General features: G+C 43.1%; 14 protein-coding genes. 8 read left to right on the top strand and 6 right to left on the bottom strand.

Going from position 1 to position 15665, the window contains the following annotated elements:
• Positions 1-280: 280 nt before the first annotated feature.
• Positions 281-454 carry a BF3379 family histone-like protein gene (locus RG47T_RS25145; RefSeq protein WP_074493808.1) on the bottom strand — a complete coding sequence of 58 codons (174 nt, stop codon included), beginning with the start codon at positions 452-454 and terminating at the stop codon, positions 281-283.
• A gap of 267 nt (positions 455-721) precedes the next feature.
• Positions 722-1327 (bottom strand): Crp/Fnr family transcriptional regulator, encoded by a 606-nt coding sequence (locus tag RG47T_RS25150; protein WP_074493810.1) that lies wholly within the window; start codon positions 1325-1327, stop codon positions 722-724.
• A gap of 124 nt (positions 1328-1451) precedes the next feature.
• Between RG47T_RS25150 and RG47T_RS25155 the strand changes: the two genes are divergently transcribed.
• From RG47T_RS25155 to RG47T_RS25195, 8 genes are all read left to right on the top strand, one after another.
• Entirely contained in the window at positions 1452-2177 is a 726-nt protein-coding gene (locus tag RG47T_RS25155; RefSeq protein ID WP_091691002.1) for a hydrolase, read from the top strand.
• 337 nt (positions 2178-2514) lie between these two features.
• Positions 2515-2841: an amidohydrolase family protein gene (locus RG47T_RS25160; RefSeq protein WP_074493812.1), complete on the top strand. Its 327-nt coding sequence runs from the start codon at positions 2515-2517 to the stop codon at positions 2839-2841.
• Positions 2842-2949: 108 nt separating this feature from the next.
• On the top strand, positions 2950-3219 hold the full coding sequence (locus RG47T_RS27140; RefSeq protein WP_139235777.1) for a YceI family protein: 270 nt from the start codon (positions 2950-2952) through the stop codon (positions 3217-3219).
• Positions 3220-3315: 96 nt separating this feature from the next.
• Positions 3316-4275 carry a SphA family protein gene (locus RG47T_RS25170; RefSeq protein WP_074493816.1) on the top strand — a complete coding sequence of 320 codons (960 nt, stop codon included), beginning with the start codon at positions 3316-3318 and terminating at the stop codon, positions 4273-4275.
• A gap of 345 nt (positions 4276-4620) precedes the next feature.
• Positions 4621-5358, top strand: a complete 738-nt coding sequence (locus tag RG47T_RS25180; RefSeq protein WP_074493821.1) for a pirin family protein — start codon at positions 4621-4623, stop codon at positions 5356-5358.
• 18 nt (positions 5359-5376) lie between these two features.
• Positions 5377-6405: an LLM class flavin-dependent oxidoreductase gene (locus tag RG47T_RS25185; protein WP_074493823.1), complete on the top strand. Its 1029-nt coding sequence runs from the start codon at positions 5377-5379 to the stop codon at positions 6403-6405.
• A gap of 40 nt (positions 6406-6445) precedes the next feature.
• The gene (locus tag RG47T_RS25190) at positions 6446-7354 is read left to right on the top strand and encodes a pirin family protein (RefSeq protein ID WP_074493825.1); all 909 of its coding nucleotides are present in this window, start codon (positions 6446-6448) and stop codon (positions 7352-7354) included.
• A 150-nt stretch (positions 7355-7504) separates the two neighbouring features.
• Positions 7505-8797, top strand: coding sequence for an alginate export family protein (locus tag RG47T_RS25195; protein WP_171972612.1), 1293 nt, complete (start codon positions 7505-7507; stop codon positions 8795-8797).
• A gap of 642 nt (positions 8798-9439) precedes the next feature.
• Here the strand turns inward: RG47T_RS25195 and RG47T_RS25200 are convergent.
• Genes RG47T_RS25200 through RG47T_RS25215 form a run of 4 tightly spaced genes read right to left on the bottom strand, consistent with a single transcriptional unit; the run spans position 9440 to position 15661 of the window.
• Positions 9440-10969, bottom strand: coding sequence for a glycoside hydrolase family 32 protein (locus RG47T_RS25200; RefSeq protein ID WP_083627587.1), 1530 nt, complete (start codon positions 10967-10969; stop codon positions 9440-9442).
• A gap of 26 nt (positions 10970-10995) precedes the next feature.
• On the bottom strand, positions 10996-12480 hold the full coding sequence (locus RG47T_RS25205) for a glycoside hydrolase family 32 protein (protein ID WP_074493831.1): 1485 nt from the start codon (positions 12478-12480) through the stop codon (positions 10996-10998).
• A gap of 50 nt (positions 12481-12530) precedes the next feature.
• Positions 12531-13922, bottom strand: a complete 1392-nt coding sequence (locus RG47T_RS25210) for a DUF4960 domain-containing protein (protein ID WP_083627589.1) — start codon at positions 13920-13922, stop codon at positions 12531-12533.
• A 17-nt stretch (positions 13923-13939) separates the two neighbouring features.
• Positions 13940-15661, bottom strand: a complete 1722-nt coding sequence (locus RG47T_RS25215) for a RagB/SusD family nutrient uptake outer membrane protein (protein ID WP_074493929.1) — start codon at positions 15659-15661, stop codon at positions 13940-13942.
• Positions 15662-15665: the final 4 nt, after the last annotated feature.

Here is a 15665-nt window from a genome sequence, read left to right on the forward strand (position 1 = left end):
CAGGAGATCAGGAGTTCGCCGAATAGCTTTTAGGGGTCAAATTCCCCGGCGGCCACGGCGGAGCCGTGGCCATTGGTAAGTTATGGTCATTTTTGGTCATCCCAGTTTAAGTTGCTGGTTTATTTTCAGACCATTGAACAATGGCGGGGGTAGGTTACAGCTTCAGGCAAGAGGTTTATAGCTTTCGCTGTTTCCGAATGAAACGGCTATTCGTAATGGCCTTAAACATAAAGTCCCGCCGATGACGGCAGGACTTTCCCAAAACAGTTGTTAACTGTGATTATTTCGTGTTCTTCTTTTCTGTTACAGCAGTCCGCACTTCCTGTGCCGTGGCCTTGATTTGTTGCATGGCATTTCGCAGCCTGGTGCCTGCAGCGTTATTGCCACTTTCGAATTTCGCTGCATCGGCCTCCGCTGAGGCAATGAGTTCTTTTAATTTGGTGATCTGTTCCATCGGGAATTTAATTGAAATAAATTATCGTTTTTGAATGGGCAAAGATAAGTTTTCGCATGAAATAGTACACGAGCCGGGTAGGCGTCTGTTTCCGGGGATGTTGACCATGTAATTCCAGGCCAAACTGACCAGGGGTTTCCATCGCAGCAGCAGCAGCAGCCATTTTTCTCTGGATGAATATTCCCTCCGAGGGTTACGCGACAAAGATCGTCGCCTTTACATGGAACGATATCTGCCGGCGTTTATTTGTGTGATGGATCCGAGACATCAAGATTGCGACTTTCTTAAGCCATTGCTTTTCATCTTACTTAAGAATTCCGGTGTGACGCCAATATAACCGGCGATGTACTTTTGTGGTAATTTCATCATCAGGTCGGGATATTTGTTATAGAAATTCCAATAGCGTTCTTCTGCACTGAGGCTGAGAATTTCCATCGTGCGTGCCTGAAGATCAATTAATGCACGTTCAGTCAAAATCCGGAAGTATTTTTCGAAAACTGCACCTGATAGCAACAGCCTTTCTTTAGTCTCCTTTGTGAAAAATAGGATTTCCGTATCAACTATAGCCTGGATGTTCAGCTGGCTCGGTTTGTCATGGTAGAAGCTCTGCAAATTTCCTGTCCACCAGCCAGGCGTTGAAAATGCAAGAATGTGCTCTATCCCTTTGTTGTTTATTAGGTAAGTCCTTAGGCACCCGCTTAATATAAAGCAACTCATGGCTGCTATTCCACCTTCATGGAGTAGGTATTGATTCTTTTTTACCTTTTTATACTGAGCCAGGGAATTTAGTACCAAGACTTCATCCTCGCTCAAACTCACATAGTTTTTGACATGGTTTTCGAGGGAGGCGGTGTCAAATTTTGGATCAGTCATCAGGGTAAGTCTAGTTATTTCTTAATCTAGGTTAAGTCAATTCAATAAGGTACATTATTTCAGTGACGCATGCGAAGGTCTAATTTTGTGCCAGTAAATAACTAAAACTTTTAAAAATAAATTTATGAAAAAATTAATCAAATCATCAGTTCTAAAAGCGCTATCGATCATATTCGTTTTAAGCGTGAGTTTTACAGTAGCTAACGCACAGCAGAAAAAAACTACGCTGATCAATCCGGATGATGCTGTTTTCTTATTTGTCGACCATCAAAGTGGTTTAGTTCAAACCGTTCACAGTATGCCGGTTGGAGAATTAAGGAACAATCTAACCGCTCTTGCAAAAGCATCCGAACTCTTGCACATCCCCGCCATTTATACTGCATCAGTTCCGACAGGACCAAACGGTCCTACACTTCCTGAGATAAAAGACAATGCACCGAATGCAAAGTATGTTATCCGACAGGGAGAAATCAATGCCTGGGATAGCAAAGAATTCGTTAATGCAGTTAAAGCTACAGGTAAGAAGACCATCATTATCTCCGGTATGTGGACCAGCGTATGTGTAGTGTATCCTGCCTTGTCTGCTCTTGGAGAAGGCTATACTGTTTATGCAGTTGCCGATGCCAGTGGAGATATCACGCCTGAAGCTCATAACCTGGCTATGCTACGCTTAACCCAGGCAGGCGCTATCCCGGTAACCTGTGGTGCCGTGCTTCCAGAATTGATGAAAGACTGGAGAAGGAAAGAAGCCGGAGATTTTGCTAAAATACTGGCACAAATGGTACCTAATTTCCAGGCTGTTATTGAGCAATACTATAAAGCTCAGGAAGTTGCAAAATCAGTAAAATAATATGTAATCCTGTATCCTAAGGATACATTAAATTCCGACCAATAAGAAATGGTTGCTTTTATAAAAGCAACCATTTTTTTAAACCACCATTGCAATTATATATACGGCTTAATAAGTTTAATACCAAATTTGTACGGCATTTTTTGAAATTCATCAGTCATTAAAATTCAGATTTCAAGCATTATATAATCATCATACAAAAGGTGAATTTGAAGAAAGAAGTTACATACAATTAAAATCAGTAACAATTCAATAACATTAAAAAGGGACAAAAAATAATATAAATATTAAAAAAAGAAGATCAGTTTAACAGGACAATATTGCCCTCGACATTAAAATGGATGTTCACGGCGATGGTTTCATAAAAACATACGGTATTGAAAATGCATTGCAAACGCCTAGATTACGACAGCTGGTAGACAGTGATATACCGCTGGCTATTACGACGGACGGATTCAGGGCCGCCTCATACAATCCCTGGATTGGTATTAGCTGGATGATTACCGGTAAGTCTGTATCAGGGTCTGAAATACTGGCGGTGGACAAACGTTTGACAAGAGAGGAAGCTCTCAAATTATTTACAGTAGGTCCAACATGGATCGAGCATAGTGATAGTGAGCTGGGCAAATTGTTCCCGGCAACCTGGCAGATTTTATACTGCTAAATAAAGATTACTTCACGATACCTGATGACGAAATAAAAACCACTTGCCAGCATTTCTACAGAAGTGCAAATGAGAGATGATGATTTAAGATGACCTAACTTTTTTGAAGTGAAAAAATATCCGAAGATGATCTTCAAAAGCACCTCAATAAAAAAGCTTGGTAAAGACAGATATAAACTTCAGGGTAATCTCACCGTTCATGGGGTTACAAGGTCTGTGTCAATAGATCTATGGTATAGGGGTATGGCAACGAACCCAATGAACAAAATTACTTCTGCTGGTTTTCAGTTGACGGGAAATTTAAAACGTTCTGACTTTGCCATTGGTTCAAAATTCCCACCGCCAATTATAGCCGACGATGTGGACATAAAAAGCTGACGGAGAATTTATCAAAAAATAAAATAACTGATTCTGCTTTCTATTTTCAAATAATTAGAATCAGAAGCACTAAACAATGAAAACAATTATAAATCGATGAAATTTATAAACAAAATAAATATGAATTGCCACCTGATTTGGTCAATTGTTATATTGTCAATGGTGTGCTCCGCCAAGGCATCGGCGCAAGACCCTGTTTTACCAGCCACAAATCTGGGGATGGCAAACGTTTTTGACGGAATGGGCGGTAAACCTGGCTTCGTCTATCAGGGATATGTACAGGTATTCCAGACCAGAAAGGTTTACGGTGATCAGGGTCAGGATACACATTCAGATTTGAAAATCAACTCCATTGTGCAGATCAACCAGTTGCTCTACCAAACACCTATAAAGGTTTTTGGTGGGGAGCTAGCATTTATGCTCATGTTGCCTGTTGTGCAAATCAATGCCTCTAATTCTGGAGGCCCCTCACCAAGTGTAAATTCTAGTGTACTGGGAGACGTTATACAGGGTACGGCGGTTCAATGGTCGGGGAAGAAGTTATTTGGTAAACCCTTCTCTCACCGTGCCGAACTGACTGTTGCGCTTCCAGTGGGTAGTTATGACAAAAAATATAATATTAATGCTTCCTCTCATGCTTATACGATTGGCGCCTCTCATGCCTTTACCCTTATGGTTAATGATAAGGTGAGCATAAGTTCAAGAAATCAATTTAATTATAACACTCGCGTTATTGGTCAAAAGGCTAAAGCTGGTGCCTTTTATAATGGAAACTATGCGTTAGATTATGCCGTATTCCCAAATCTACGGGTTGAGGCCGTAGGTTATCTTCTGGCACAGCTGAATCAAGATAGCTATGACGGGAACAACAACTATTATCAACAGCAATTTGGCATCGATGACACCAGGGAACGGGTGCTGGGCTTCGGTCCGGGGTTGGCTTATTTTACCAAGGGTGGAGCACTGATAGAAGCGAAAGCTTTTTTTGAAACGGCTGGTAAGAACCGTGTAATAGGTTATCGGCCTACAGTAAGGATTGCAATTCCACTCAATTGAACAGGAAGATACTATTTATATCTACTCTTGAAGCCAGTAAAATATGCTGTAAAAATGACTATCAATCATCAAACTTAAATACGTAAAATAACCAATAATTGTAAATGTATTAATTATGGTAGATATCGTTATTGAATCCAGGCAGGCAATAATAACTCCTGGCTTTTCGGTAAAGCGCATTCTGCCATCCGGCTAAGAAGAACAGTAGGGCCTTTCATCTTTATGGACCATGCCGGAAGATCATTCCAGACCTGCCGGCGGCCCTCCTCCGGGTTAACTGTCCTGATTACCGTGCATACAATTAAAATCAGTAACCATTCAATAACATTAAAAAGGTAAATAAAAATGATACAAATATTAAAAAAAGCAGACCAGTTCAACAGAACCATATTCAATGGTAATTTCATTGCCAACAAACCGGTAGCGAGCGGAGCAACGGATAATGTCAAACCTTATTCCAATATATTTTATTGGAGCCATGCACGGGCGATTGATCAAAGCGAGTTTGGATTGCACCCGCACGAGGGGTTTGAGATAATGACTTTTATTTTAGAAGGAAGTGTAGCACATTACGACACGGCAACACAAGTTTGGACACCGTTAGAAGCAGGAGATTTCCAAGTTATTCAATCAAACAGCGGACTTCAGCACTCGGAGCGAATTACGAAGGGAACACGAAACTTCCAGGTTTGGTTTGATCCTGATTTTTATGAAGCAGTAAAAAAAGCGCCAGCATATACAGATTATCATAGTAAAGATTTTAAACCGATCATTGAAAATGGAATTAAAACAATTATTTATGTGGGAAAAGGAAGCATTGCCAATGTGCTTACGCCGGGTTTATCAATCAAACGTCTTTTTTTCGATCAGAAAAGCAAGTATAATTTACAATTAAATAAAAATAGTAGTTATACCTTTTATGTTTTAAAAGGCGATGCCAAAATAGATGGAAAGGCTTTAACAGCAGATGATGCAGTTCGAATCTCCAATCTTGAAAACCTGGAAGTGGAGTTTGAGGTAGACGGTGAATTGTTTTACATCGAAACGCCTTCAGTTCCAGATTATAAAACGGTTTGGAGCTAATTATATAATTTTACTATCATGGAAATAGGAATAGACAGTTTTGCTTCGGCAATGTATGGTACCCATAACACATTAAGCAGTGTGGATGCTATGGAACAATTGCTCGATAGGATCGAGCTGGCCGATCAGGTCGGGCTTGATGTTTTTGGTATAGGTGAACACCACAAAAAAGAGTTTTTAGATTCGGCGACGGCTATTATCCTGGGTGCAGCCGCTGCAAGAACCAAACGCATACGCTTAACAAGCGCTGTAACCGTTTTAAGCGCTGCTGATCCTGTCCGCGTTTATCAAAATTTCGCAACGCTTGATCTGATATCTAAGGGACGGGCAGAGATCGTCGTTGGCCGTGGTTCGTCCATTGAAGCTTACCCTTTATTCGGATTTGAACTTAAGGACTATGACCAATTGTTCAAGGAAAAACTGGGCTTATTACTGCAAATACGCGACAATGAATTTGTCACCTGGTCCGGCAGGTTCCGGCCTGCCCTAAATAACCTGCCGGTTTATCCGAGGCCTCTGCAGGAAAAGTTACCGGTTTGGCTGGGTGTCGGCGGTACGCCGGAATCTTTTGTTAGAGCCGGAACTCTTGGTTTACCGTTAATGGTGGCTGTAATCGGCGGTGAAACACACCGCTTTCGTCCGCTGATTGACCTGTACCGGAAGGCCGGCACAGCGGCAGGCTTTAAACCCGGGGAACTGAGAGTGGGGTTGCATTCACCCGGATATGTTGGGGCAACCAATGAGAAAGCAATCGCTGATTATTACCCAGGTTATGCGGAACTTTGGACCAGATTGGGAAAGGAACGCGGATGGCCACCGGTCACAAGGCCGCATTTCGATTCGCTTACTGCCCCAAAAGGTGTCCTTGTGGTAGGCGGACCTGAGCAGGTTGCTGAAAAAATACTGAGACACAGCGAGGCATTGGGTGGGATTTCAAGGTTTACTTTCCAAATGGATAATGCAGGGCTGACCCATGCCCAGTTAATGCAGTCGATTGAATTGATCGGAACGAAGGTTATCCCGCTGATCAAAAAGGAACGCTTATAATAATATAGATTTTAGACCATATTAATTAAATCAACGACCTATGCTAGATATTGTGATTCAAGCCCGTGATGCCGCTATCAGTGAGTCTATGAAGGTAAAACGCATCCTTCCGTTCAGGTTACACCGCATGGTAGGCCCATTTATTTTTATGGATCATGCCGGGCCTATTTTGAACACGCCCCCGATAGTATCATCGTTGGATGTACTGCCGCATCCACACATCGGGTTATCCACCGTCAGCTACCTTTTTGGCGGGCAGATCATGCACCGCGACAGTACGGGCGTTGAACAGATCATTCTCCCGGGTGAGGTAAACTGGATGACCGCCGGCAGCGGCATTTCCCATTCTGAAAGGTTTGAAGATCCGGCAGCATTAGCAGGCGGAAAATTGGAAATGATACAAACATGGGTTGCACTACCTGAGAAAGACGAAGAATCGGCACCCGTTTTCAATAACTATACGCCGGACCAGTTGCCGGTATTTACGGACAAGGGTGTCTGGATGCGTCTTATTGCAGGGAGTGCCTACGGGCTTGGCAACGAGGTCAAGACAAACTCTCCGCTGTTTTACCTGCATGTGGTACTTGAGCAGGGGGCAAGGTTTGGCCTTCCATTGGAACATGCTGAACGGGGTTTTTATATTGTAAAAGGAAGTGTCGAGTTGTCGGGTATTACCTACCCTGCGGGACAGATGCTAGTTTTTACCAAAGGCGTCGATCCGGTGATCCTGGCAAAGGAAAACAGTACTTTAATGATGCTGGGCGGCGAACCGTTGGGGGAAAGATTTATCTGGTGGAATTTTGTTTCTTCCCGCAAAGAACGCATTGAGCAAGCCAAAGAAGACTGGAAGCAGGGCCGTATTGTATTGCCGCCAACTGACAACAAGGAATTCATTCCGCTACCGGATGACAAATATAATGCATCACCAAAACCGGAACCGCTTTCATAAGGTGGCATGTTCCAGATGAAACAGTTAAAAGCAAGCAGCTTAATAGCAGTTAAAAAAATAATTACTGTAGTCTTCCTGTTTTTATTTATAATGGTTTGCGTTCCGCTTAAGGTATTGGCCCAACATCCTGACTCTTTGCGTACCGGGTATATGGCAGATGCCGCTGAAGAATACTGGCCCAAAACGAGTTCAAATAACATGCTGGACAATATTAAACATATTTCGGTCAGAGGTGATAAAAGTTTTATCTCACTGGGCGGTTCTGCAAGGGAAGTTTATGAATATTTCGATAATTATCTCTGGGGCATTGGCCCCCAGGATAAAAACGGTTATCTTCTTAACCGTTTTTTAGTTCATGTAGATTACCGGTATAACAGCCATTTTAGGCTGTTTGGAGAATTGGAATCAAGCTTTGTTAATGGTAGAAATGGAGGCCCACGGCCCGTTCAGGATCTGAACAAGCTCGCTTCAACGGAACTTTTTGCCGAATATAATTTCAAAATAGATACCGTCACCCGCTTAAGCCTGCGACTGGGCGTGCAAGCGCTGAATTACGGCCTGGGGACCTTACTGGACATTCGCGACGCCAATGTACGCAGGTCTTTTGCCGGGGGAAAATTCATCATCAAAACAGGCAAGGATCGTATTGATCTGTTCGCAATGAAGCTTATGAAAACAAATCCGGGATTATTTGACGATGGGGTTGATCCTGATCAGCGGATCGCAGGCGCATGGTATACAAGAACTAACCCCGCAGCAGTTATTTCCAAGCTGGAAGCGTATTATCTTTATACGGATCGCAGCCCGGTTGCCTTTGCCCAGGGAACAGGCAGAGAACAAAGACATACAGCAGGAGGTAGTACCTTGCTGACTTTTGGAAACTGGAATTTATACACAGAAGGTGTTTTGCAGTTCGGCACTTTTAACCGTGACCGCATATTCGCCTGGAAATGGGTGCAAACATTTACTTACCAGGACCTTGTCGCAAGGTTAAAGCCAATATTTGCCTTACAGACGGCCATGTCCAGCGGTGACCAAAATCCTAATGATGGAACTCTGGGAACATTTAACCCGATCTATCCGAAAGCCATTTATTATGGGTACATTGATAATGTAGGGTCAGCCAATATTTTAGTGGTGCATTTAAAAAGCGGGCTGGATCTTTCAAAAAAAATTAGCCTGACGGGGGACTATTATTGCTTCTGGCGCGAATCCGCCGAGGATGGCATTTATGGGCCTTCAGGAACATCATTACTTCATTCAACCAATAACCAAAAGCGGGTGGGTAGCATGTACGATCTGATCCTGGGTTATACCTTTAATAATAGGCTCTCTCTGAAATATACTTCCGCATACTACAAGCGCGGGCCTTTCCTTGAAAACAACCCGATAACACTTCATGATATTTATTATTCCGGGCTAAGCTTTACGGCTAAGTTGTAAATACTTCAATCACTAATTTTTGTGGACATTCCGAAGCCCTTGATCACTACGTTCCCGAATTGAGAACCGTCAGTTCTGCAACACTTTGAACATATCAATTCATTGATTGATAATTATCATTTTTTTAAAGTGATAACACAATTCGGTGCTCCAAATAGCACAGAGTCGCTTGGTCACACCTTCCGGAATATCCACTTATATTATCGAACCTTTAAATACATAACATTTGGTTATGATTGAGTAATAACTAACTTAGGTGTCCTGATTTTTTTATAAATATTTATCAATCAGTACCTTTAATTTTGTATCGCTGGGGCGCGGGGCGTCGGCATTAAGTATCTTTCCATCTTTGCCTATTAATATATCGTGTGGAATAGCATTGATTTGATAGTATTTTAAGAATAGCTTTCTGGAATCAATCTATATAAATCTTGGGTTGTTCTTTCAGAAAAGACAGGAAGCGTAACGATGAATTGTAAATATTTTAGAAATGGCAAGAACCGGATCAAAACTAAACCGAAAAACACCTATACCCCAATAACTAAGCGGCTTGATGCCGTGTTGGATGATTAGAAAGGCGCTTCGATCTCACTGAAGCGCCTTATATCAACTAAATAATCAGGAAATGGCTCCTGTTTTCTTTTATTTCCAGATGGGGTTTAACCCGGAAATACTCAGGTTAATGAGGGTTAATTGCCCGCTTGTTTTAATAGCAAGGTTATTGAAATCCTCGGTTGGAAAATAAATTGCGGTCATGGTGGTTAAACCTCCGTCAGCAAATAACTCAACAGATGATTTGTCAACCACGATATTAATATCTGAATTTTTAGCAAGGGTTAGTCGTGGCGCGGTGAAACGACCTGAAAAGTTTTTTTGAAAATCCAATTTTCCTGCCCGTGTCCGGTCTATGTAATATTGATCTTTGACTGGATCATAACCGATAAGCAGTTCTTCTCCCTTTGTATTTGACAGCCTGAGGCAATAATCTTTTAAGGTGCGCGGTGTCAATTTTAAGATATACCGGCTTCCAAGTTTATTGGTATATAATGAAAGATCAAGAGAATGGTTAACTAAACGTTGTTTTAACGCGATCGGTTTTTCTGCGATGTTTTTAAGTTCGGGCACCGGCTTAGATGCCAGTAAAATTTCTCCTTTGCTTAGTTGCAGGCTAAGTTCACGCGGTATGGTCGTAGCATTACGCCAGGCTTGGGTTGGAACTTGGTTGGCGTATTGCCAGTTGCTCATCCAACCTAAAAATATTTTACGCTCGCCAGTATTACTCCAGGTAATCCCAGCATATTCGTCCGGACCGTAATCCAGCCATTTTGTGCGGTTATCAATAGGAATGAACTTACTTCCATCAAAATCGCCTATGAAATATTGTGTAGCAGAACCTCCATTGGGTCCACCGGGATTAAGGTTTACCACCAGTACCCAATAGGTTTTTCCACTCATTTTTAGCGCGAATAAGTCAGGACACTCCCATACGCCACCATGCGCACCCGCTTTTATCCCAAACTCACTTTCTTTTTTCCAGTTTTTTAGATCAGGAGCCGAATAAAACGAAATTCGATCCTGGGTGGCCAGCGTCATTATCCATTTTTTCTCCGGGGCATACCACATCACTTTCGGATCGCGAAAATCCCTGATACCTGGGTTTTTCAGAACCGGATTGCCGGTATATTTCGTCCACGTTGCCCCACCGTCCAAACTGAAGGCAAGGCTTTGGTTCTCAAAGTCATCGCGTTTTTCGGCCTCTCTTTTCGGATCGTGATGGGTAAATATAGCTATCAGTGGTATTTGGCCATTTTTACCGAACCCCGAAGTATTGTTCGAATCAACAACAGCACTGCCCGAAAAGATATACCCAAGGCTATCCGGGTATAAAGCGATAGGCAATTCCTTCCAGTGAATCAGGTCCTTGCTCACTGCGTGTCCCCAGTGCATTGGGCCCCATATAATATCATTTGGGTAGTATTGAAAAAATAAATGGTAGGTATGGTTAAAATAAACCATACCGTTAGGATCATTCATCCAATGCTGGGCGGGCGAAAAATGTACCTGCGGCCGGTATTGTGCCTGGTAAGCTTGGGTATTCTTTTCCTGCGCATATAATAAGGATGACACGGCCATGGAAAGCGCCAGTAAAAAGTAATATTTTCTATTTCTCATAGCGGTGTTGCGGTTTGATTAAATCGTTATTTTAAACCAAATGATTTTAAATTTTTGAAGACGACAGATCCGTTGCTCGAAAATATACCCCAGGATTGATTTTGCAGCGAATAGATCCTGGTACTTAAGGCCACCTGATCATTTACATACAAGGTAGCAATGGAGTTCTCGATGACGACTTTAAAGTTATAATCTTTGCCCGCTGTAAGTATAAAGGGAACAGAAGACTCCGTAGTCGTGTTACCTGATGCTACCCTGTCGCTTTCCATATTTCCGTTCTGAAACCCTAATTTATAGGTTTGACTGGCATAGGTATTGCTACCCAGCAAAATGCCGAAATTTTGAGGTGCTGCCGTAAAGTTGACCGTGCCGCTTATCATGTAAGAACCATTGATGCTACCAAATAAAGCATAGCTTAACGAAGATGCGGAGGTCAAATTGTAATCGCTGCCGGATGTTGTGACATCACTGGTCTTGGTCGATGTGGTAATATTATTCGCTTTAGTAAAGGCCTGGATGACGGCAGCCAGAGCGGAAACAGCTAATGTACCATCTGTATTCTGGGTAAGCAGGTGACTGCTCATATTGCCGGCAAAATCCTTGGTGCCATTGTCGGCAAAGCCGCTTTTGGTGGGTACCCAGCCAAAAAGATAACGGTTTTTCCCATCTGACGCTGTTTTGGCGGCATAAAAGTATTTGCTATCCAGCAGGTCGTTTGCCGGGGTTATCCACGGACCAGACGGAGACGTGCTCATCCGGTAATGCGTAGCATTCTCCAGGTTGGTATCAGAAAACACCAAGTACCAATAGGTTCCCCATTTAAATATATCAGGGCACTCCAGCATATCGTATTTATTGGGCGCATAAAAAGTACCCTGAAAGGCCCAGTTAGGTGAAGCCAGGTCTTTGGTTGTATAGTAAACCAGTTCACCTGCATTATTTTTTCTTGCACCCACAACCATCCAGTATTCTTGCGTGGCATCATTGAAAAATATATTCGGATCCCTGAAATTATTAAAATCGTATCCGGCAGGTGGCGTAATCAGGAATTCCGTCTTTTTTGTCCAGGTATTCAAATCCGCACTGGTAGCATATAAAATACCTTCCTGTGGGCGGGCGGTATTTAGAAACAGGTAGTTGTGACCGGTATAATATCCGTAGTAGACATTTCCCTGTTTAATTACCGAACCGGTTCCCAAAGTATAGTCTTGCTCATCAGCCCTTCCATAACCGATCATTTGTCCCTTGTTGGTGTAATTCAGCAGATCGGTAGTTGTGAATTTATACCAGGGATGATATTGTGGCGCGTTGTCACGCCAATCCATCAGGAAAAACAAATGAAATGTATTATTATCGTAAAATGGCATAACATCTCCTACGTAACCTTTAAAAGGCGCAGGATATATGGCAAATACCGGTGCGGACGGATCATAAGGCACCAGTTTGGTGCTATCTTTCTTGCATGATACCAGTGCGGCGTTAAGCAAGACAAGTATTATCAATTTCTTCATCATCATATATTTTTAAAAGCCTTACCTCGCAAGAGGTAAGGCTTACACAGTTATTGGGTTAAAATACCAATCGCGTTTTGCGTTAGTTTAATAATGTTAGGCTTGTACGGGTTGGCAATACTTGGCGTGTTGCTATTCGGGTCAGGCTCATTAAACCAATCATAAGCGCCCAAATTGATCACCAGTGTTTTACCACTGTTGTTCTTGGAAAGAAATTCAGCAATATTGACCGTATTGTCCGTGGTTGACCCATCGGTTGATGCCAAAGCTATACCACCGGTTTGCGCCTGCCAGCCGGCCGTATTGGTATAACCACCCCAGTCACTTACCTTCCATTGTGCGGTATGATTTTCCCTTTCTGTTCCCTTGCCGAGCAAATAGGCAGTGGTAGGATTGGATGGGCTAAGCGTCAGGCCCTGGAATAATGGATTGGATGCGTTTCCATTGAATGAGATCCCCCAGTCATTGTTCGTATCAATGCCGGGCGAAGCATCCCCGAAAACGTTATTTGGCCCTTTACCTTGCGGTATGATGCCTAAGGACGGTAAATACTGAACCGCATAAGTGGTCAGGAAGAAATTTCCTCCCGCTGCGTAATAGGCTTTTAAAGCAGTCAGCACATTCGCCCAATTGGAAATATCAGGCAACGACTGCCCGCTGTCATAGTGCCACCAAATCACTTTATATTTAGAGAGGTTGACCGCACCGGAGTTGATCTGGTCAAATGAAACATATTCAGCATGCGTATAATTGGTAAATAACCAATCAGCAGCCGCCTTTTCATCAGGATTGGTGATACCGCTGCGGTTAGGAGCCGTCCCGATATAGGCGATGTAAGGTATCGCGTTCAGTACGGTAACATTGACGGTATATGCAACGGAAGTTACGCTGGAAGTTACCGTATATTTGACCGGCTGGGTAAAATCCTGCGGGGTGCCGATTGCCGGACTGATGGTTAAACCCGGTGACAAGGTAATAGACGGCGCGATATGACTAACGCTAGTCCCCGGCGGAACTGTTACCGTAATAGTATGACTGATGTCATTGATAACGCCGCTAACCGTATCAATTTTAAATGCCCGGAAAGCTGTTTCAACAGATGCCTTAACGGTATAATTACTATAAATATTCCCATTGATAACCTTGTAGGCAGTCGGGAGTGATAGATCCACGGTTTCACCGGATGCCGGAGAAACATTTGCGCCGTTTGCAACCTTTAGAGACGGCTTAATTTTTGTAACATCCGACCCGAAAGGCAAAACTATGCTGATCACCTTTGTGGTGTCGTTGATCTTCCCGTTTACTCCATTAGCGGTAAAACCTGAAATAGTTACATCCGTATTTAAAACCAGGTCTGATTGATTTTTTTTACAGGCCGATAATACCAGGATAAAACCCAGTATACAGAGCCAAATCCCGTTTTTTAATATTGTTGATTTCATTTTTGTCTTTTTAATTGTTACCAACCTGAATTTTGTTTATACAGCCCTTTACTAAAATTGATCTGGTTTTGGGGAATAGGTAAATATTCGTCACGGTTCTTTTTGAAAACCGCATCCTGTAATTGTCCCACCCTTGATTTTTCTGCATTGAAATAGCTATTCAAATATTCGGCAGCTATGCCCCAGCGTACCAGGTCAAAAAAACGGTAACCTTCCATCGCGAATTCCATTCTGCGCTCATATCTTATGGCTTGGCGGGCATAATCATTGGTCCAGGCACAGTTCACGCCCGGTTGATAGGTGCTGATCTTATAGTTTGATGTCGCTCCGCCGCCGGCCTGTTTTAACAAGGCCGTACTGTTGGCCGCACGCTGGCGCACCTGGTTAATTAAGGGTAAAGCTTCCATCTCACGGCCCAATTCAATTAGTGTCTCTGCCTTCATCAGCAGCACATCGGCATAACGGATGATCGCCCAGTTTTTGGAACTCGACATAAAAGGAGCGAACTTTTTAAACGTAGGGTCGTCGTAAGCAACAGTTTCCTTCATGCTCAGCAGCGGACCGTATACCTGTGGCGCTCTTGACCATGTAGCTTGGTAAATAAAATCTGTTTTGTATTTATAGGGGTGTCCAGGGATGGCAGCCGTATGGTCAATTCTCGGATCAAAAGAACTGGTAAAGTAATCACCGCTTGCTTCAATATCCGTATTGTTGAACGTCGTAAAAAGGGGCAATCCACTATTATCTGTCTGGAAAGCATTGATCAGGTTATGGCTTGGCACATGGAAACCGCAGCACCCATACTGAGAAACCATCGGATAATCCAGCGAATGACCGTTATCCACACGCCCCTGTGGGGTGCCGTCATTTAGGGAATACTGAATTGCAAATACCGATTCCTTGCTGTTATCAAAGGCTGGTAAAAAATTATCTGCAAAATCGGCCAGCAAACCATACTGGCCTGAACTGATCACATCATCACACAAAGTATTAACTTGTGTGAGCTTCGCCTTATCAATGCTGGTTACGTTATTATTGTCGTCCTGTGTGTACGCCTGGTAAAGAAGTGTTTTGGCAAGGTAAGCTTCTGCGGCGAATTTATTGGCACGGCCGATATCACTTTGTTTGGTAGGTAAATTGGCGGCTGCAAAACTGAAATCATTCGCGATTTTAGTCCAGAGTTGGTCGCTTGTATAGGTCCGGTTAGATACCGTATCGTATCCTGCTTTCGGGATATTTTCATCAATATAAGGTACACGTTTGTAAAGGATCTTCAGCAGGAAATAAAAGTGTGCACGCAGGTAACGCATTTCAGCCTGGCGTTCCACTTTATTGGGATAATCCGCTGTGGTCATATTGTTAATCCTGCCTAAGGCATCATTTACCCGGTTAACGCCGATATATAGGCGGTACCAGGTATTATCTGTGGTCCCGAGATCGACACGGTTAAGGGAGAACGTTTCATAGGCATGAAAGTCGGAAACATCGCCGGTTCCGTCGCCGCCTTTATAGGCGTCACCACTCCGGATGCTGCCATAGGCCCACATACTGGTATAGGGGGCGGCCCAATAATCGTTGCCCAATGCCGAATAGGCGGCAATCACCATCTTGTCGACATTCGTGGGTGTATTTAATTCATCGCTGGATATTAAACCCTGCGGAGTTTCATCCAAATATTTTTTACAGGAAGCGAACAGCAGGCAGATCAGCACTGCGGCCATCAATATTTTTGTTTTCATTTTG

Origin of the sequence: Mucilaginibacter polytrichastri (genome assembly GCF_001911425.1) — a bacterium.
Classification (GTDB): Bacteria; Bacteroidota; Bacteroidia; order Sphingobacteriales; family Sphingobacteriaceae; genus Mucilaginibacter; species Mucilaginibacter polytrichastri.